We start from the raw sequence: 17,396 nt of genomic DNA on the forward strand, positions 1-17,396 counted from the left end.
TCTTGGTCGACTTCCGAACATAGAGCCACGCCCCGTGTGCGCCTTACCCACCGGTCACCGTGTCGCCAGATCCGTTGCCCCGCACCGGTTCGGCACTCTCAGCGCCGAAACTCACCCACATTCATGCCGGGAGAGCCCGAATTCCGGGCCGGTAGACGGTATGGGGAAGGGCTGGGACCTCGCTCGCAAAGGTCGTGGGTTGTCGAGCAGGCTTGGTCTGGTTCGACAGAGCCGCGTCTGGTTCGACCGAGCCACATTTGTGAGGAGGTCCCAGTGGTTATTGAGCGTACGTGTGTTGGTCTGGACGTGCATGCCAGGTCTGTGGTCGCGGCGGCGATCGAAACGGATACAGGTGAGTTACATCGGCGGCGGATGGGTTCGGACAGCAAGGAGGTCCTGGCCTGGATCGGGCGCTTGCCCGGCCCGGTCCGGGTTGTGTATGAGGCTGGTCCAACAGGTTTTGGCCTCGCGCGGTTCCTGACCGCCAACGGGGTGGAGTGTGTGGTGGCGGCGCCGTCGAAGCTGCAGCGCCCGGCCGGTGATCGGGTCAAGACCGATTCCCGTGACGCGTTGCATTTGGCGCAGCTGCTCAGGTTGGGGCAGATCGCGGAGGTGACTATTCCGTCGCGGACGCAAGAGGCTGCCAGGGATCTTGTGCGGGCACGGGAGGATTGCCGCGGCGACCTGATGTCGGCGCGGCACCGGGTGTCGAAACTGCTGCTGCGCCACGGGATCGTTTACGACGGCAGCCCGACATGGAACCAGCCGCACAACCGGTGGCTGAGTCGGCAGCGGTTCGAGATCCCCGGGTCGCAGTTGGCGTTCGAGTCCGCGTACGAGGCGGTGGTGCTGACGTTGCAGCGGCGCGAACGTCTCGATGAGCAGATCGCGGCGATGGCGGCGGACAGCGAATTCACCGATGTGGTGCGGCGGCTGAACTGTCTGCGGGGGGTGTCGACGCTGACCGGTTTCGGGCTGGCGGTGGAGGTTGGGGACTGGCACAGGTTCACCGGCTCCACGATCGGGTCATTCTTGGGGCTGGTGCCAACGGAGTACTCCTCGGGAAGTTCTCGGTCGCAGGGGTCGATCACCAAGACCGGGAACAGTCACGCTCGCCGGCTGCTGGTGGAGGCGGCTTGGCACCACCGCCGCCCGTACCGGCCCAGTATCGCTCTGCGGGCACGCTGGGAGCTGGCCCCTGTGCAAGCCCGTGCCCGTGGCCATGAAGGAAACTGGCGGCTGCATAAACGCTGGATGCGGTTCGTCGAACGCAAGAAACGTCCCACCATCGCTACTGTCGCGATCGCCCGCGAACTGGCGGGCTGGTGCTGGTCGCTGGCGGTCCTGGAATAGTTGCCAGGCGCGACAGCCACAAACCACCCGTTGAGTTCCCGCCCGGGTCGCAGCGCGTGGAACGGACCCGCGATGTCGTTATGAGCAGCTCCCTTCACGGCAGCCACGCTCGATTGGTAGACCAGCGGCTCGTTCCAGCCGAACAGCCCGTCCTGCGGTAACCAACCCGCGCATATCAGTCTGACCGCGCGTCGCAAAGACACGCTGGCCCACAGCGCGGAACCCAACGGGCCCAAAGATGAGGGCCGTGTCCTAGCTGGTTGCTGGGACACGGCCCTCGCGCGCCGACTTGACAACCCCCACCTACATATCAACGACGATAACGGGTAGATCCCGAAGCGCGGTGTGCCAGGGCTGGGCGGGACCAGCGACATGTCGAGGCCGCGCGCCCGCGAAATCCGAAGAGCCGGCATGCCTGACATACGGCCGCGTACGCGCTCCTTCCACAGGCGCCGATGATCGCGACTTTTCCCCAGGCGCTCGCCAGCTCGCCGCGAAGGCGTCTCCGGAGCGCAGAGTTGTGCCACGTCCAGATGAATCTGGAGACAAGCTAGGGGGTGCGATGCGCAACGTAGTGCTGTTGAGCAGGCAAGAGTTGATCCGCGAACAAGTCGCCGAGATGGCGGCCGCAGTCGACGTCTCACTCATCGTCGCTGAGACTTTCGAGGACGCGTGCGCCCATCCTGGTTCACTAACTCTCATAGACGCGGGGGTGCTTGATGAGCATGGCTGCGTCCTGCTCGATGCCCACACGGCCAGGGACCTTGTCCTTCTCTCCAATGGCACGGACCCAGGAGTGTGGGAGGCCGCCGTCCGGATCGGCGCGGATCGCGTGGTACTCCTGCCCGATGGCTGGTCATGGCTTCGAGGCAAGCTAGCCAGCCTGGCGGACCCAGGTGGTCCGTCCGGACGCACGGTCTGTGTTGTAGGCGCTCGCGGGGGTTGCGGCGCCACCACGATCGCCGCCGCGATCGCCCGAGCCGCGGCTGACCGCGGGACAACAACCCTGCTCGTAGACGGCGACCCAGCGGGCTCCGGCCTGGACCTAGCCCTCGGACTGGAGGAGACCGAGGGCCTGAGGTGGCCGGACCTGAGCGCGGCTCGAGGCCAGCTCCCCGCCTCGGCGCTGAGCGAACGACTTCCCACGTCCGAGCGGATCGCCATACTCTCCCAGAGATCTGGCGCCGCTAGCGCCTCTTCCTCCTGGTTGCCTGCGCTCTCCGCTTTGCGTCGCTCCTATGACGTGACCATCGTGGACTTGCCCAGGTACCGCCTTGACTGGGCCGCCGTGCCGGCCGAGTCCGCCGTCATCCTCGTTACGACATTGGAGCTGACGGCCGTGGCCACCGCCCGCGCCCTGCTGGACGGGCCGCTAGAGGCCTTTCCATGCGTGACGGCCGTGCGCGTCGGCAGCGGGCCCCTGTCGCTCAGCGCCGTCGGCAAGGCCCTGGCCCCAGCTGACTTGGTCAGCATCCCCCGGAGTCGAGCCGTGATGGGAGCCGCCGATTTTGGAGACCTACTCACCTCAGTCACGTCCGGCGGCATAGGCAAGGCCGCCGAGCATCTGCTTGCGACAGCCTGGCCTCTCTCGGCCGCCGCCTAGTGCGCCCGTGGCAGCACAGACCCGCCTGCGGCCGGTTCGCCCGCTCGCCGACAACGCAGCCCCGACACCCTCGACCGACCCGACCACGCTCGCCAAGAGCGTGCGCGAGTGGCTCGCGGAGCGCGACCTGGATCCGATCGCGGCGAATGTTGGACGAGCGCTGCGCGGGGTCGGGCTCGTCGCGGACCCAGGTCTTGCCCAATCCCTTGTCGCGCGAATCACGGCCGAACTGTGCGGCGCCGGACCACTGCAGTCGTTGCTCGAACGCCCAGGCGTCACGGATGTGCTGGTCAACGGCTCCGCCGGGGTGTGGGTGGACGACGGGTCGGGGCTGCACAGGAGCCAGGTCAGGATGGGGGATGAGGGGCAGATCCGGGCATTGGCACAGCGCCTGGCGGCACTGGCTGGCCGTCGGCTGGATGACTCGTCTCCGTTCGTGGACGCCAGGCTGCCGGATGGGGTAAGACTCCACGCCGCTCTGGCGCCCCTGGCCCATCCTGGAACTCTGATTTCCCTCAGGGTCGGAGCGGCAGCTGGCCTGACGCTGGACGATCTCCTAGATCGCCGCTCCATCTCAGCTGCTGGATTGCCGTGGCTGAAGGCGATGGTGGCGGCCCGACTCGCCTTCCTCGTCACGGGCGGGACCGGCTCGGGCAAGACCACAGTCCTGCAAGCGCTCTTGGAAGTCGTGCCGATGACCGAACGGATCGTAGTTGTCGAAGAATCCTCCGAGCTACGACCATCTCACCCACACTGCGTGTCCTTGGAGGGCCGTGTCGCTAACGCCGAAGCGGCGGGCCGAGTCAACCTGACCGATCTGGTCCGTCAGGCAATGCGCATGCGCCCTGACCGAATCGTTCTCGGGGAGGCCAGGGGCGCGGAGGTCACCGATCTGTTGGCTGCCATGAACACCGGCCACGAGGGCTGCAGCGGCACGGTCCACGCGAATGAGGTCTACGCGGTGCCGCCCCGGCTCGAAGCCCTAGCCCTCACCGCCGGTCTGGGCCGGGCAGCGGTTCACAGCCAGATCGCCGCTGGGCTGGATGCTGTGTTGCACGTCGTGCGCGAGCCCGACGGGTCGCGGCGGATCCAGACGATAGGTGGCGTTGAGATGAAGCCGGATGGAATCGCTGCCGTGAGGCGCATCGTGTCCTTCACAGAACGCAATCCGGTTGTCCACGCACCGTCCCACCCAGTCATCCAAAGAATGCTCGCCGCCATGGGACGAACAGACGGAACCTCGCTGCGAGCCGATCTGCGAGCTGTAGTCGGAGCGTCCTGATGCCCAGGGAACTGCTCGCGCCCGCTCTCCTCGTCGCAGCCGCCTTCACGGCGCCCGCTCTCGTGCCGCAACGCAGCTCGCTTCGATGGACGGCGTCGGCCGCGTCGCGGGTTGCCGGAGCTATCGACGCGGCTCTGGGACGCCTCGCCTCCCGGCGCCGCAGCCGGGAACTGCAAGACGAGGCGTTGCGCTGGGCCATGGCACTGGCCGCCGAACTGCGCGCGGGCACTGAGGCGGCTACCGCACTGGCGTCCGTCGACCGCGTACAGCCGCTCGCCCATCGCGCCGCGCGCGCTGCCACGACCGGCGGCGACATTCCGGCCGGCCTTCGGACCGATGCCTTACGCGCGGGCGTTCCGCTGCTGAACACGGTGGCGGCCTGCTGGCAGGTAGGCCAAAGCAGCGGAGCCGGACTGGCGGACGCCGTGGAGAACCTGTCGGACGGCTACCGGCGGACCCTCGCGATAGAGCGATCGATAGATGCCGAATTGGCCGCGCCGCGCGCGACAGCCCGCCTGATGGCCATACTGCCTCTGATCGGTGTCGGCCTGGCCACCATGCTCGGGGCGAATCCCGTCGCCTGGCTCATGACAACGCCACTGGGGTTACTGACTCTCGCCGCCGGACTGTCGTTGAACCTGCTTGGAGCCGGTTGGACCAGACACCTGGCTCGCCAGATGGAACCCGGAAAGTGAAGTGGATCTGGCTAGCGGCGCTAGCTCTAGTCCTGTGGCGCTCACCGTCTCTCCGGCTGACGAGGCGAATACCGCATCGTGTCAGGACCGGTGAAGCCGTAAGCCCGCCACGGGGACGGCTCACGATCGGAAGCGCCTCCACCTGGGTGGCCCTCCTGGCCGCTGCGGCGTGCCTCGCCGTGCTCGGGTGGCCCCTCGGGGCTCTGGTGGCGTCGCTCGTTGGACTCGCCATTCGTCTTGGGATCCCCCGACTTAGCACCCGCGAGCAGCAGCGCACCCGCCTCGAGCTTGCCCGGGGGTTGCCGCCGGGAATCGACCTGCTGGCGGCGGCACTCCGCGCGGGCATGACTGACGCGGCAGCACTGGATGTGGTCCGCTCCGCCTCAGATGGACCGATCTCCAACCACCTGGGCCTCGTCGCGCGGGCCCTGCGACTCGGAGCTGATCCGCGCGACGCGTGGGCGTCCGCGATCGCCGAGCCAATCCTGGCGCCACTCGCGGAGGGCATGATCCGCTCGGCGCGCACGGGGGCAGCTGTGGGGCCAATCCTGGACCGCATCGCTGAGGACTCCCGAGCGCGCTACTTCGACGAAGCCCAGACAACGGCGAGGTCGATATCCGTTCGCGCGGTACTGCCCCTCGGGCTGTGCTACCTGCCGTCCTTCATGCTGCTGTCGGTCGTTCCTGTCGTGGCGGCGTACGTGTCTGGCCTGAAGTGGTGACTATCAACAGCCCTTCCGAAGCGTCCTGTGTCCCCAGGAGCGAAATCGCCCGACCCGCTAGTCGGATTCGCTCGCAGGCTTGTTCAAGCGACCGATCCTGGTCGCACTATCCGGTCTTGTACCGGGATTGGGGGACAAATGAGCGGAGTCATCGCAAGAATCAGGCAAGAGGAGACGGGCCTGTCGACCGCCGAGTACGCCGTTGGAACTGTGGCTGTGGCAGGCCTTGGCGGCCTGCTGCTGAAGCTGTTGACGTCCGACTGGTTCCTTGAGTTACTGCGCCGGATCATCGAATGGGCTTTCCATTCGCTCTTCGCCTGACGATGGGCAAGTCTGGGCCCTCGCGTCGGAGGACGTCGGCTCGGGTGGGGTGGCTGATGCCCCACCCGAGCGCCCAGGAGGCACCCCGCGGAGCCAAACATCGCCGGGCGGAATCGGAATCCGGGATGGTCACGCTTGAAACAGCGCTGGCAACGCCGCTGATCGTGATCTTGACTCTGGGCCTGGCCTGGACCGTGGCCCTGGGTGCGGCGCAAGCGCGGGCAGACGGCGCGGCGCGAGACGCGGCACTCCTGGTTGCCCGCGGCGCGACGGATGAGGCTGCGGCGACCGAAGCGAGACAGATCCTGGGGCCAGTATCAGTCGAGGTCAGGCGCTCCCAGGAACAAGTTTCGGTCAGGGTCTCGCGACGGTTCTCAGGACCAGGACCGGTTCTTTCGAAGCTCGACTACACAGTGCGCGCCGAAGCGGTCGCCGTCATGGAGCGTTCGTGACGCCAAACACGCAGCGGTTCAGTCGGGCGAGGGCGGGTCGGGGCGACAGTGGCGCGATCGTCGGGCTGCTGGCAATCGCGGTCGCCTTGAGCGTGGCCGTTGCCCTCGGCGCGTTGACGATCACGGGTCTGATGCAAGCACGCACCAGAGCCGCGAACGCGGCCGACCTGGCAGCGCTCGCGGTAGGAGAGCATCTGTTCGACTCGGCCGATCCGTGCGACGCGGGCTCGGCGATCGCGCGCGCGAACGGCGCCGAGCTGCGAACATGCGAACTCGAAGGCGCCGCCGTGGCGATCTCTGTGACAGTCCCGATCCCCGGCTGGATCGCGCGGGTCTCTCGCGACTCGACGATCCGCGCAGACGCTCGAGCCGAAGTCGTTGTTGATCCCGAGGCCAGGTCGCCAACCTGACAGTGCCCAGAGGCGGCAGCGCAGGTCACGCCACCGGAACGGGGGCATCAGGTGGAAGTGGGGCGCACCCCGGTCAACGACCCATCAAGGAACCCGCAACACCCACCACGGCACACTGGCCCCCTGCCTGACCGCCCCGGCAGGAAGGGATCCGTGGACCGGACCGCCGTCCGGGGCCTGCATCAACGCGAACTCGATCACGCTCAGAAGCTGGCGGACCTCGGACACGACGTCGTGTTCTTGCCGCGCCACCCCTCGGCACGCACACCGGACGTGTTGATCAATGGCGAAAGCTGGGAGTTGAAGGGCCCCCGCACGGGACTTTCGTCGGGACTGGTCGATGCAATCCGACGAGCCAAAGGGCAATCGAAGTCTGTCCATGTCGATTTGACGCGCTCAACGTTGACCCGCAACCAAGTCGAGGATGCGCTGGCAACCATCGAGCGGCGGTATCGTCGCCACTTCCGGCGTATCGTGGTCATAGAGATCGACGAAACCGGAGTCGACCTGACCTGGGAGGGGGCGTGATCACGTTGAATGAGGCTGAGTACGTTCTCGCGGACCTGGGTAGTCCTTTGACTCTTGACCAGTTCGCTGCTGAAGTCTCCCGGCTCTTGGCGACAGACTTGCAGCCATATGAGCGGAATGGGTACCGCTGGTTCAGCGGACTGCTGGGGCCCGACATGCTTCTGGACGTAGAAGCCGACGACATGGGGTTGGAGTCTGATCCCTTCCCCCTGGGCGTGGCAACGATGAGCGTCGGCGACAAGTATCTCCTCGACGAGGATCGTCAGATGCAGAAGGAGGCGGCTCGTTCAGTGTTCGACAAGCTGTCGGAGTCCACGGATTGGCGACTCGCGCTGGTGGACGAGGATGGCCTGTACGCGCTTCAGCGCCCGGCACTCCAGTCCGCCTAGCACTACCGCCTGACCTAGACACCGTTCACTTCAACCGGCCACGGAAGTAAGGGGTCGGCAAGCGCTCTGGCCTGGAACACGGCAGACTGGGCCACCTGAGCGGCACACTTACGAGGAGGTCCGCGTGGAGTTTGGCATCGAGACGCGAGATGTTGGCGACCAGACAATCGTGGCGGTGACCGGTGAACTCGACGTCTACACGGCTCCGGACTTCGAGGCGTGCCTGGAGGAGCTGGTCAAGGCAGGAAAGACCAAGCTAGTGATCGACTTGACCGGGGTGAACTTCCTGGACTCGACCGGCCTGGGCGTCATGGTCAAAGCCCTGAAGTGGGTACGCGAAGCTGGCGGGAGGCTGCGCGTGGTCGCGGACGAGGAGCGGATCGCGAGAGTCTTCCGGATCACGGGACTCGACGACGTCCTGGCGCTTTCGCCAGCCCTCGACCAAGCATTGGGGACCTAGCGATGCCCATCGCGACACTCTCGATTCCGGCCCTGCCTGAGCAGGCCATGACAGCGCGCATGGTCGTTGGAGCAGCGGCCCGCCGGGCAGGGATGGACCCTGAGACAGTCGACGACATCCGACTGGCGGTGACTGAGGCGGTCGCGCGGGCCATGCTGCGCTCTCGCCCTGGGGAGCGTGTCCGGATCTCGGTCCGCGATGATCTGGACCAGTTCCGAGTCGACGTCAGCGACACCACGGCTGAGGATGTCGTCGCTGACGACGAGTCGGAGCTATCCGTGTCCTTGATCCAGGCCTTGTCTCCGCGCGTTGTCGTCACCGAGAACGAATGGAACGGACAGACAGTGACCCTGGCCTGGGCGCTCGGCCCAAGGTAGGTGCCAGCAGGCCACCGATAGGCCGCGCATAGCCATTCACGTAGGATTCCAGCGGTCGGCGGAACCTGCGGGATCCGCCACATCCGGAAATGCCGCCCCAGCGCACTACGCCTGGGGCCCCCACCCGTCGCGCAGCGGCGGGAAGGGGGAGTCAAGCAAGGAGTGAGATCAAGTGGAGAATCTCTCCGTCGCCCTCGAACACGTAGAGCTGACCAGCAGCAGCATGACGATTGCGGCCGTCGTCGCAGTGATCGCCCTGCTGGCGCTAGGCGTCGCGGGATTGCTGGTCCGGGAGGTGCTCTCCGCCGGCGAAGGCACCGACAAGATGAAGAGCATCGCCGCTGCGGTGCAGGAGGGGGCGGCGGCATACCTCAGCCGTCAATTCCGAACCCTGTCCGTGTTCGCGGTGATCGTGTTCTTCCTGTTGTGGCTCTTGCCCGCCGATAGCACCAGCGAGCGAATCGGCAGGAGTGCCTTCTTCCTGATCGGTGCGATCTTCTCGGCCACAACCGGATACGTGGGAATGTGGCTGGCGGTGCGTGGCAACGTGCGCGTGGCCGCGGCGGCACGTGACGGAGACGAAGCCAAGTCGATGCGGATCGCCTTCCGTACTGGTGGCGTCGCCGGAATGTTCACCGTGGGCCTTGGTCTGTTCGGTGCAGCCGTCGTAGTCCTTGTCTACAAGTCCGGGGCCCCCAATGTGCTGGAGGGCTTCGGATTCGGCGCCGCGCTCCTAGCCATGTTCATGAGGGTGGGCGGCGGAATCTTCACCAAGGCAGCCGACGTGGGAGCCGACCTGGTCGGCAAGGTCGAACACGGGATACCCGAGGACGACCCGCGCAATGCCGCGACCATCGCTGACAACGTAGGCGACAACGTTGGCGACTGCGCGGGCATGGCAGCCGACCTATTCGAGTCCTACGCCGTGGTACTGGTGGCGGCACTAATCCTGGGCAAGGCTGCCTTCGGCGAGCTAGGCCTGATCTTCCCGCTGGTAGTCCCCGCGATCGGCGTGGTGACGGCGGTAGTAGGGATCTTCGCCGTCTCCCCAAGGGCCGGCGACCGCTCCGGGATGTCGGCGATCAACCGCGGCTTCTTCATCTCGGCGGGCATCTCCGCGATTCTTGTGATCGGCGCGGTCTTCCTGCTCCTGCCCGCGCGCATCACGGACCTCAACGGAATCGTGATCGGGGACTTGGGCCTGCTGCGAATCGACAGCTTCAATCCCCGCGTACTGGCCATAGGCGCCGTCCTGATCGGCATCGCACTGGCTGCTGCCATTCAACAGCTGACGGCGTACTTCACCGAAGCCAACCGCCGCCCCGTTGACGACGTGACCAAGAGTTCCCTGACCGGACCGGCGACCGTTGTGCTTTCAGGGATCTCGCTGGGGCTGGAGTCAGCGGTGTACTCCGCACTGATCATCGGAGCCGCTGTGTATGGCGCCATGCTGCTCGGGTCCGGCTCGGTACTCCTGTCATTGTTCGCCGTCGCTCTGGCGGGCACCGGTCTACTAACGACGGTCGGCGTCATCGTCTCGATGGACACCTTCGGGCCCGTCTCCGACAACGCCCAGGGCATCGCCGAGATGTCAGGCGATGTCAAGGGCGATGGCACCCGGATCCTGACCAAGCTGGACGCTGTCGGCAACTCCACGAAAGCCATCACAAAGGGCATCGCGATCGCTACAGCCGTCTTGGCCGCGACCGCCCTGTTCGGGGCCTTCCGTGACACGGTTGGGGCCGCCACCGCCGACATAATCGCCAACGCTGCGGAACTCCACGAGCGTGTGGGCGTGATCGACGCCCTTCAATACACGGGCATCTTGAACATCGCCAACCCGGCGAACCTTGTCGGTCTGCTCATCGGCGCATCGGTCGTCTTCCTGTTCTCAGGGCTTGCGATCAGCGCTGTGTCGCGAACCGCCGGCGCGGTCATCTTCGAAGTCCGCCGTCAGTTCCGCACCAGGCCGGGAATCATGGACGGGACAGAGAAGCCCGAATACGGGCGGGTAGTCGACATCGTCACGAAGGATTCCCTTCGCGAACTGGTCACGCCGGGACTGCTGGCAGTCCTCACCCCAATAGCGGTGGGCTTCGGGCTTGGCGTCGGGGCACTCGGTGCCTACCTGGCCGGAACCATCGCCACGGGCATGCTCATGGCAGTGTTCCTGGCGAACTCCGGCGGAGCATGGGACAACGCCAAGAAGTACATCGAGGACGGCAACTACGGGGGCAAGGGGTCGCCCGCCCATGAGGCGACCGTCATCGGCGACACTGTGGGCGATCCGTTCAAGGACACCGCAGGGCCGGCCATCAACCCCCTGATCAAGGTGATGAACCTAGTGGCACTACTGATAGCTCCACTCGTCGTCACGATGACACTTGGCGACCAGACTGTGGCTCGCTGGGGAATCGCCCTCGTGGCCTTGGCCATCGTGGTCGTGTCCATCGTCATCGGCAAGCGCCGCCCGATCACGGTCGGAGATGAAATCAATGAAGTGCCCGCACAGGAAGGGCCCGTAGGCGCCTGACGCCCAAGGATCCGATAGGGAGAAGATCGCTTTGCCCAGAAGTGGGAACGTGGCGACGCGCCGACTCGTGATCGTTGAGTCACCCGCGAAGGCCAAGACGATCCAGGGATACCTGGGCGACGGGTACACCGTGGAGTCCTCCGTAGGCCACATCAGGGACCTGCCGGACCGAGCGGCCGACGTACCGGAGAAGTACCGGGGGCAGGCCTGGGCGAAGACCGGCGTCGATATCGACAACGGCTTCGCTCCGCTGTATGTGGTCCCATCTGAGAAGAAGTCGAAGGTCCGCGACCTGAAGAAGGCCCTGGCGGAATCCGACGAACTGCTACTGGCCACTGATGAGGACCGCGAGGGTGAGGCCATCGCGTGGCACTTGATCCAAGTGCTGAATCCTGATGTGCCCTGCCGGCGAATGGTCTTCCACGAGATCACGCCCGAGGCCATCGCGGCAGCTGCCCAGAACACTCGAGACCTGAACACAGACCTAGTCGACGCACAGGAAACCCGGCGCATCGTTGACAGGCTCTTCGGCTACGAGGTGTCACCGGTGCTCTGGCGACGCGTCAAGCAGGGGCTGTCGGCAGGCCGGGTGCAGTCCGTGGCTCTGCGGCTGGTTGTCGAGCGTGAGCGTGAGCGGATCGCGTTCTGTTCGGCCGAATACTGCGACGTGCGCGGGTCGTTTCTTCCCGGACCGTTCGCCGCCCGCCTGGTGCGGGTGGATGCGAAGCGCGTCGCCACGGGCCGCGATTTCTCGGACACGGGACAGCTGACTAATCCTGAGCTGCTCGTGCTGAATGCTGCGGCGAGTAGCGCGTTGGCCGAGTCCCTGTCCGACAGCCAGTTCAGCGTGGCCTCCGTCCAACAGCAACCGCGCACCAGACGACCAGCGGCTCCCTTCATCACGTCTACGTTGCAGCAGGAAGCCTCGCGCCGACTCCGCTGGACTGCCCAGCGCACGATGCGGGTCGCACAGGGACTGTACGACCGCGGCTTCATCACCTACATGCGAACCGACTCAACGACACTGTCAGAGCAGGCGATCTCCGCAGCGCGCGGTCAGGCGCGACAACTGTTCGGCGACGACCATGTCCCGGCCGCCCCGCGCAAGTACGACAAGAAGGTCAAGAACGCCCAAGAGGCGCACGAGGCTATCCGCCCGGCGGGTGAGGTGTTCCAGCTACCCACGGAGGCCTCCGGGGCTCTGACAGGCGACGACATGGCGCTATATGAGCTGATCTGGAGGCGAACCCTCGCCTCGCAGATGAAGGACGCGACAGTGGCCACGACCACTGCCCGGCTGTCGGCCACAGCATCTGATGGACGGCAAGTCGAATTCAGCGCGTCCGGCACAGTCGTGGTGTTCGCTGGCTTCCTCGCCGCCTACCAGGACACCAGCGACAATGAGAACGCCAAGCGCGATGCCGGCCCACTTCCCCACATGACGGAGGGCCAGGAGATCAGCGCAACGGAGTTGGTCTCCGAAACGCATCGAACCAACCCACCCGGCCGTTACACCGAGGCCAGCCTCGTTAGGGCTCTTGAGGAGCGCGGGATCGGACGCCCCTCCACATTCGCCTCGATCATCGCGACAATCATCGATCGCGACTACGTGCGCAGGCGACAGTCCGCACTCGTCCCGTCCTTTCTCGGCATGGTCGTTGTACGACTTCTGGAAAACCACTTCGCGGACCTCGTGGACTATTCGTTCACTGCCCGCATGGAAGAGACGCTGGACGCGGTCGCCGGAGGAGACACATCACGGCTCGACGCCTTGCGGCGGTTCTACCTCGGTGACGCCACGGTCGGCTTCGATGGCCTGAGGCCTCTTGTCGATCGAGTCGGGGAGATCGACGCTCGGGCCTTGGCTACGTTCCAGATTGAAGGCAGCGACGCCGATCTGCGAGTCGGCCGGTACGGACCCTTCCTGGAACGCGGCGAAGAGCGGGTCAACGTGCCAGAAGATCTGGCGCCGGACGAACTTACCTCAGAGAAGATTGAGGAACTGTTCGCTCAGCCGCGGGGGGAGCGGGAGCTGGGCGTGGACCCCGCCAGCGGAAACGTCGTCGTCGTTAGGACCGGTCGGTTCGGTCCCTATGTCTGCGAAGTTCTCCCGGAAGGCTCCCCAGCGACGGAACGCCCGCGGACATCGTCCCTGTTCAAGGACATGGACATGACGTCGGTCGACCTCAACGACGCGCTGCGCTTGCTCTCACTTCCGCGCGTGATTGGCAATGATCCCGCCGACGACCAACCCATAGTCGCGCTGAACGGACGCTACGGCCCATTCATCAAGAAGGGCACGCAGAGCCGCTCACTTGAGACCGAGGAGCAACTGTTCACCATCGCGGTTCCGCAAGCCCTTGCTCTGCTTGCCCAGCCCCCGCGACGACGTGGCCAACGAGCCGCGGCGCCTGGACGCGAACTGGGACTCGACCCAACAAGCGGCAAACCAGTAACCCTGAAGGACGGGCGCTTCGGTCCATATGTGACCGATGGCGAGTACAACGCCACCGTCCCCAAGGGCGAGGATCCGGCTTCGGTTACGCTGAGCCAAGCCGCGAGCCTCCTGGCCGAGCGGCGAGCCAAGGGGCCGGCCAAGAAGCCCAGCTCGCGTGCGAAGAAGGCCCCGGCCAAGAAGACTGGCAAGCGGAAGGCGCCTGCGAAGAAGGCCCCCCTTCCAAAGACGTAGGAGAAACGATCGGCCACAAGCCCGAGCAGGCCCTGGAATACACAGCCAACTCGGTCCGGAGACAGGGAGCCCAATGAATATCGCTCACGACATCACCGCTCTGATCGGCGGAACGCCACTGGTCCGCCTGAACCACCTCGCCGAAGGCCTGCCTGGAACTGTGGTGGCCAAGCTGGAGTTCTTCAACCCGGCCGGGAGCGTCAAGGACCGGATCGGCCTGTCCATGATCGACGCGGCCGAGGAATCCGGGGAGCTCAAGCCTGGCGGCACAGTAATCGAACCAACCTCCGGGAACACCGGAATCGCACTCGCCCAGGTTTGTGCGGCACGCGGATACCGGCTGGTCATCACCATGCCCCTGACAATGAGCAAGGAACGGCGCGCGATCCTGCGAGCGTACGGGGCCGAACTGATTCTCACTCCAGGCCCGGATGGCATGGGCGGGGCTATCATGGCGGCTGAACACCTCAAGGAACAGAACCCGGACTGGGTGATGCCCCAGCAGTTCCTGAACCCGGCGAATCCAGACATACACAGGACCACGACCGCCGAGGAAATCTGGCGCGACACGGATGGCCAAATCGACTGCCTGGTCTCAGGAGTGGGAACAGGGGGCACTATCACTGGAATAGGCCAGCTCCTGCGGGAGAAGCGCCCTGAGGCTCGCATTGTCGCCGTGGAGCCGGATACTTCGCCGATATTGTCTGGCGGTACCAAGGGTCCGCACATCATCCAGGGCATCGGGGCGGGGTTTGTCCCAGGGGTTCTGGACACGAATATCTACGACGAGGTCGTGCGTGTAACGGACGAGAATGCGCTGATGTGCGCCCGGCAGATGGCTCGCGAAGAAGGCCTACTCGTCGGAATATCTTCGGGTGCTGCGACATGGGCCGCACTGCAGATCGCCGCTCGCCAAGAAATGCAGGACAAGCTGATAGTCGCGATCATCCCGTCGTTTGGCGAACGCTACTTGTCCACGCTGCTGTACTCCGACATGATGGACTGATGGCGAGGCTCGGCGAAGACATCCGGGCCGTTCTGGATAGAGACCCAGCATCGCGTACGAAGCTGGAGGTCTTTCTGGCCTACCCAGGGTTGCACGCGCAATGGGGATACAGACTCGCTCACTGGTTCTGGAACCATCGGATGCGCACGCTGGCCCGCTGGCTTTCCGACCTCGTACGGTTCGTGACCGGGATCGAGATCCACCCGGGGGCGGTCCTGGGACGTCGAGTCTTCATCGATCACGGGATGGGCGTTGTCATCGGCGAGACGACCGTTGTTGGGGACGACTGCACCATCTACCAGGGGGCGACGCTCGGTGGCTCAAGCCTGAAGAAGGGCAAGCGCCATCCGAACCTGGAGTCGAACGTCGTAGTCGGGGCGGGGGCGAAGATCCTGGGCCCGATCACCGTCGGCGCGAATGCGAGAGTCGGCGCGAACTCAGTAGTCACTCACGACGTCCCGGCCGGAACCGTCGTTGTCGGAGTCCCAGGCCAAGTCGTGACCAGAATCGCTCCCGACACCCCTTCGGTGGCGGACAGCGAGGCTGAGGCGCCCGACGCGATGGGCGACACGGTCGTGTCGCTGCTGCGCCGCGTCGAGGACCTGGAGCGGATGACGATGGGGCACGCGGGCCCCGGCCCGCACGCTCCGGTCCACGGAGTTTGGCGGGGTGAGGACTTCCGGGTCGGGGATTTCTCGATCTGACCGTGTGCGCGGCCGTGTCGGACCTGGAGCCTAAGCTCATGTGGTGGCTGGAGCATTCGTAGCGTTCGAGGGCGGCGACGGCAGCGGCAAGTCAACTCAGTGTCAGATGCTGGTTGACCGACTGGCTGCCGCAGGTCAAGCGGCTCGAGCTACCCGCGAGCCCGGTGGTTCGGTTCTAGGCGAACAGATCAGGTCCTTGCTGCTAACTCAAGATGCCCAGATGGATGCCAGGACCGAGGCACTGCTGTTCGCGGCGGCACGGGCCGATCACGTGGCGATGACGATTCAGCCTGCCTTACTGAGGGGAGAGGTCGTTGTTACCGACCGCTACTTGGATTCCTCTGTCGCGTACCAGGGAGTGGCGCGGGCACTCGGCGAGGATTGGATCGCGAACCTGAACATGTGGGCGACGGGGGGGCTTGTGCCGGATCTGACGGTTCTGCTCGATATTGATCCAGCCTCCGGCTTGCGACGCGCCGAGAATGCCAATCGGCTCGAAGCCGAACCACTTGAATTCCATAAGGCCGTCAGAGGCGCCTTCCTGGCTATGGCCGACAGGGCGCCAACCCGGTACCTAGTACTGCCGGCGCAGGACCCGGTTCCGCGAATCCACGAACAGGTTTGGGAAGCTGTGCGGTGCCTTGTCGGAGATCTCCCGTGAACGTCTGGCACAGCTTGATCGGGCAGCCGAGCGCATTGACACAACTGCGTGCGGCTGCCGCATCAGCACACGGAAGCGGCGACCCTCGGGCTATGACCCACGCCTGGCTGATCACTGGTCCGCCGGGGTCCGGCCGGTCGATCGCCGCTGTGTGCTTCGCGGCTGCGCTGGTTTGCCAGAGCCAGGGTTGCGGCGATTGCCCGGCGTGCCGAGCCGTACTCAATGGCAGCCACGCGGATGTCGACTTGGTTCGATCCACGACCCTCAGCCACGGCAAGGACCGGGCAAGACAGCTAGTAGCGCGTGCTTCGGGAGCGCCGTCGATGTCGGCCTGGCGCTGCTTCGTGATCCTGGACGCCGACCGAATGACACCCGCCGCGGCATCGACACTGCTCAAGGCCATAGAGGAACCGACCCCGCGCGCGGTATGGGTACTGTGCGCCCCTAGCCCCGAGGACCTGCTCCCCACGATTAGGTCTAGGACTAGACATGTCGCCTTGAGGATTCCGTCGGCGGCAGACATCGCCGAGGCCCTAGCGAGCGAGGGGGTCGACCCGGCGACGGCGGCGTTCGCGGCGAGCGCGTCACAGGGCCACATCGGTCGCGCGCGAGCCTTGGCTATCGATGAACACACACGGGAGAGGCGCATGATGGTCCTGCGCATCCCCCACCGACTCGGGGGCTTGGACTCCGCCTACGCCGCCGCCCACGAACTTCGGCGAGTCGCTGACGACGATGCCCGCGCCCGCAACAAGGAGCTGGATGAACGCGAGGCGGGCCATCTGCTGGACTCCTACGGTCAGGGTGCGACCGGCGTGTCGGCTCTTCGGGTCAAAGCGCTGGCCCGCAGTGCGATGACTGAGCTTAACAAGAACCAGCAACAACGGTCGTCGCGTTCGACACGAGACGAACTCGATCGGCATTTCGTCGACCTCACTGGTCTGTACCGCGACGTGCTAGTGATGCAGCTGGGCGCGGGAGCTGACCTAATCAACGCTGACATCCTGCCGCTGATCGAGAAGTTGTCGAGCTCAGGCGACGCGGCCCTGACGATCCTTCGGATTGACGCGATATCGCGAGCCCGGTCGCAACTCGCCGGCAACGTTCCTCCAGCGCTGGTCTGCGAAGCACTGATGGTGAACCTGCTCCACCCGGTTCGGGGCTGACAGGCACGCGCAGTCGCCCACAGGCCACGGTCGGTGACAGTGTCG

18 protein-coding genes are annotated in these 17,396 nt (G+C 65.4%); all 18 read left to right on the forward strand.

The annotated features are described in order from the left end of the window. The first annotated feature begins 273 nt into the window (after positions 1-273). The 18 genes from Q8P38_06140 to Q8P38_06225 all read left to right on the forward strand — a co-directional run bounded on the left by Q8P38_06140 (position 274) and on the right by Q8P38_06225 (position 17,351). Entirely contained in the window at positions 274-1,353 is a 1,080-nt protein-coding gene (locus tag Q8P38_06140; GenBank protein ID MDP4014181.1) for an IS110 family transposase, read from the forward strand. A 562-nt stretch (positions 1,354-1,915) separates the two neighbouring features. Then, positions 1,916-2,956, forward strand: coding sequence for a cellulose synthase operon protein YhjQ/BcsQ (locus Q8P38_06145; GenBank protein MDP4014182.1), 1,041 nt, complete (start codon positions 1,916-1,918; stop codon positions 2,954-2,956). Positions 2,957-2,963: 7 nt separating this feature from the next. Further along, entirely contained in the window at positions 2,964-4,238 is a 1,275-nt protein-coding gene (locus Q8P38_06150; GenBank protein MDP4014183.1) for a TadA family conjugal transfer-associated ATPase, read from the forward strand. Then, on the forward strand, positions 4,238-4,933 hold the full coding sequence (locus Q8P38_06155; GenBank protein MDP4014184.1) for a type II secretion system F family protein: 696 nt from the start codon (positions 4,238-4,240) through the stop codon (positions 4,931-4,933). Before Q8P38_06150 ends, Q8P38_06155 begins: the two co-directional genes overlap by 1 nt. Next, on the forward strand, positions 4,930-5,655 hold the full coding sequence (locus Q8P38_06160) for a type II secretion system F family protein (protein ID MDP4014185.1): 726 nt from the start codon (positions 4,930-4,932) through the stop codon (positions 5,653-5,655). Before Q8P38_06155 ends, Q8P38_06160 begins: the two co-directional genes overlap by 4 nt. A 138-nt stretch (positions 5,656-5,793) precedes the next feature. Beyond that, positions 5,794-5,976: a DUF4244 domain-containing protein gene (locus Q8P38_06165; GenBank protein MDP4014186.1), complete on the forward strand. Its 183-nt coding sequence runs from the start codon at positions 5,794-5,796 to the stop codon at positions 5,974-5,976. Positions 5,977-6,032: 56 nt separating this feature from the next. Continuing rightward, entirely contained in the window at positions 6,033-6,428 is a 396-nt protein-coding gene (locus tag Q8P38_06170) for a TadE family type IV pilus minor pilin (protein MDP4014187.1), read from the forward strand. Continuing rightward, positions 6,425-6,838, forward strand: a complete 414-nt coding sequence (locus Q8P38_06175; GenBank protein ID MDP4014188.1) for a pilus assembly protein TadG-related protein — start codon at positions 6,425-6,427, stop codon at positions 6,836-6,838. The genes Q8P38_06170 and Q8P38_06175 overlap by 4 nt, the downstream gene beginning before the upstream one ends. A 153-nt stretch (positions 6,839-6,991) precedes the next feature. After that, the gene (locus Q8P38_06180) at positions 6,992-7,366 is read left to right on the forward strand and encodes a hypothetical protein (protein ID MDP4014189.1); all 375 of its coding nucleotides are present in this window, start codon (positions 6,992-6,994) and stop codon (positions 7,364-7,366) included. Further along, complete coding sequence (locus tag Q8P38_06185) at positions 7,363-7,755, forward strand: hypothetical protein (GenBank protein MDP4014190.1); 393 nt, start codon at positions 7,363-7,365, stop codon at positions 7,753-7,755. Before Q8P38_06180 ends, Q8P38_06185 begins: the two co-directional genes overlap by 4 nt. Positions 7,756-7,879: 124 nt before the next feature. Further along, a complete protein-coding gene (locus tag Q8P38_06190; protein MDP4014191.1) occupies positions 7,880-8,215 on the forward strand; it encodes an STAS domain-containing protein in 336 nt (111 codons plus the stop codon). A 2-nt stretch (positions 8,216-8,217) separates the two neighbouring features. After that, positions 8,218-8,592, forward strand: a complete 375-nt coding sequence (locus Q8P38_06195) for an ATP-binding protein (GenBank protein MDP4014192.1) — start codon at positions 8,218-8,220, stop codon at positions 8,590-8,592. Between the two features lie 172 nt (positions 8,593-8,764). Continuing rightward, complete coding sequence (locus Q8P38_06200) at positions 8,765-11,125, forward strand: sodium-translocating pyrophosphatase (protein MDP4014193.1); 2,361 nt, start codon at positions 8,765-8,767, stop codon at positions 11,123-11,125. Between the two features lie 49 nt (positions 11,126-11,174). Continuing rightward, positions 11,175-13,814 (forward strand): type I DNA topoisomerase, encoded by a 2,640-nt coding sequence (gene topA / locus Q8P38_06205; protein MDP4014194.1) that lies wholly within the window; start codon positions 11,175-11,177, stop codon positions 13,812-13,814. A 73-nt stretch (positions 13,815-13,887) separates the two neighbouring features. Next, positions 13,888-14,820: a cysteine synthase A gene (cysK, locus tag Q8P38_06210; GenBank protein MDP4014195.1), complete on the forward strand. Its 933-nt coding sequence runs from the start codon at positions 13,888-13,890 to the stop codon at positions 14,818-14,820. After that, positions 14,820-15,524 (forward strand): serine O-acetyltransferase, encoded by a 705-nt coding sequence (gene cysE, locus Q8P38_06215; protein MDP4014196.1) that lies wholly within the window; start codon positions 14,820-14,822, stop codon positions 15,522-15,524. Before cysK ends, cysE begins: the two co-directional genes overlap by 1 nt. Positions 15,525-15,567: 43 nt before the next feature. Further along, a complete protein-coding gene (gene tmk / locus Q8P38_06220; protein MDP4014197.1) occupies positions 15,568-16,185 on the forward strand; it encodes a dTMP kinase in 618 nt (205 codons plus the stop codon). Continuing rightward, on the forward strand, positions 16,182-17,351 hold the full coding sequence (locus tag Q8P38_06225) for a DNA polymerase III subunit delta' (GenBank protein ID MDP4014198.1): 1,170 nt from the start codon (positions 16,182-16,184) through the stop codon (positions 17,349-17,351). Before tmk ends, Q8P38_06225 begins: the two co-directional genes overlap by 4 nt. The last annotated feature ends 45 nt before the right edge of the window (positions 17,352-17,396 follow it).

Source organism: Candidatus Nanopelagicales bacterium (assembly GCA_030700225.1).
Taxonomy (GTDB): Bacteria; Actinomycetota; Actinomycetes; order S36-B12.

Coding starts and splice junctions, on each gene's coding strand:
- Q8P38_06145 (MDP4014182.1), top strand. CDS start 1,916: ATGCGCAACGTAGTGCTGTTGAGCAGGCAAGAGTTGATCCGCGAACAA.
- Q8P38_06155 (MDP4014184.1), top strand. CDS start 4,238: ATGCCCAGGGAACTGCTCGCGCCCGCTCTCCTCGTCGCAGCCGCCTTC.
- Q8P38_06165 (MDP4014186.1), top strand. CDS start 5,794: ATGAGCGGAGTCATCGCAAGAATCAGGCAAGAGGAGACGGGCCTGTCG.
- Q8P38_06170 (MDP4014187.1), top strand. CDS start 6,033: ATGCCCCACCCGAGCGCCCAGGAGGCACCCCGCGGAGCCAAACATCGC.
- Q8P38_06195 (MDP4014192.1), top strand. CDS start 8,218: ATGCCCATCGCGACACTCTCGATTCCGGCCCTGCCTGAGCAGGCCATG.
- cysK (MDP4014195.1), top strand. CDS start 13,888: ATGAATATCGCTCACGACATCACCGCTCTGATCGGCGGAACGCCACTG.
- cysE (MDP4014196.1), top strand. CDS start 14,820: ATGGCGAGGCTCGGCGAAGACATCCGGGCCGTTCTGGATAGAGACCCA.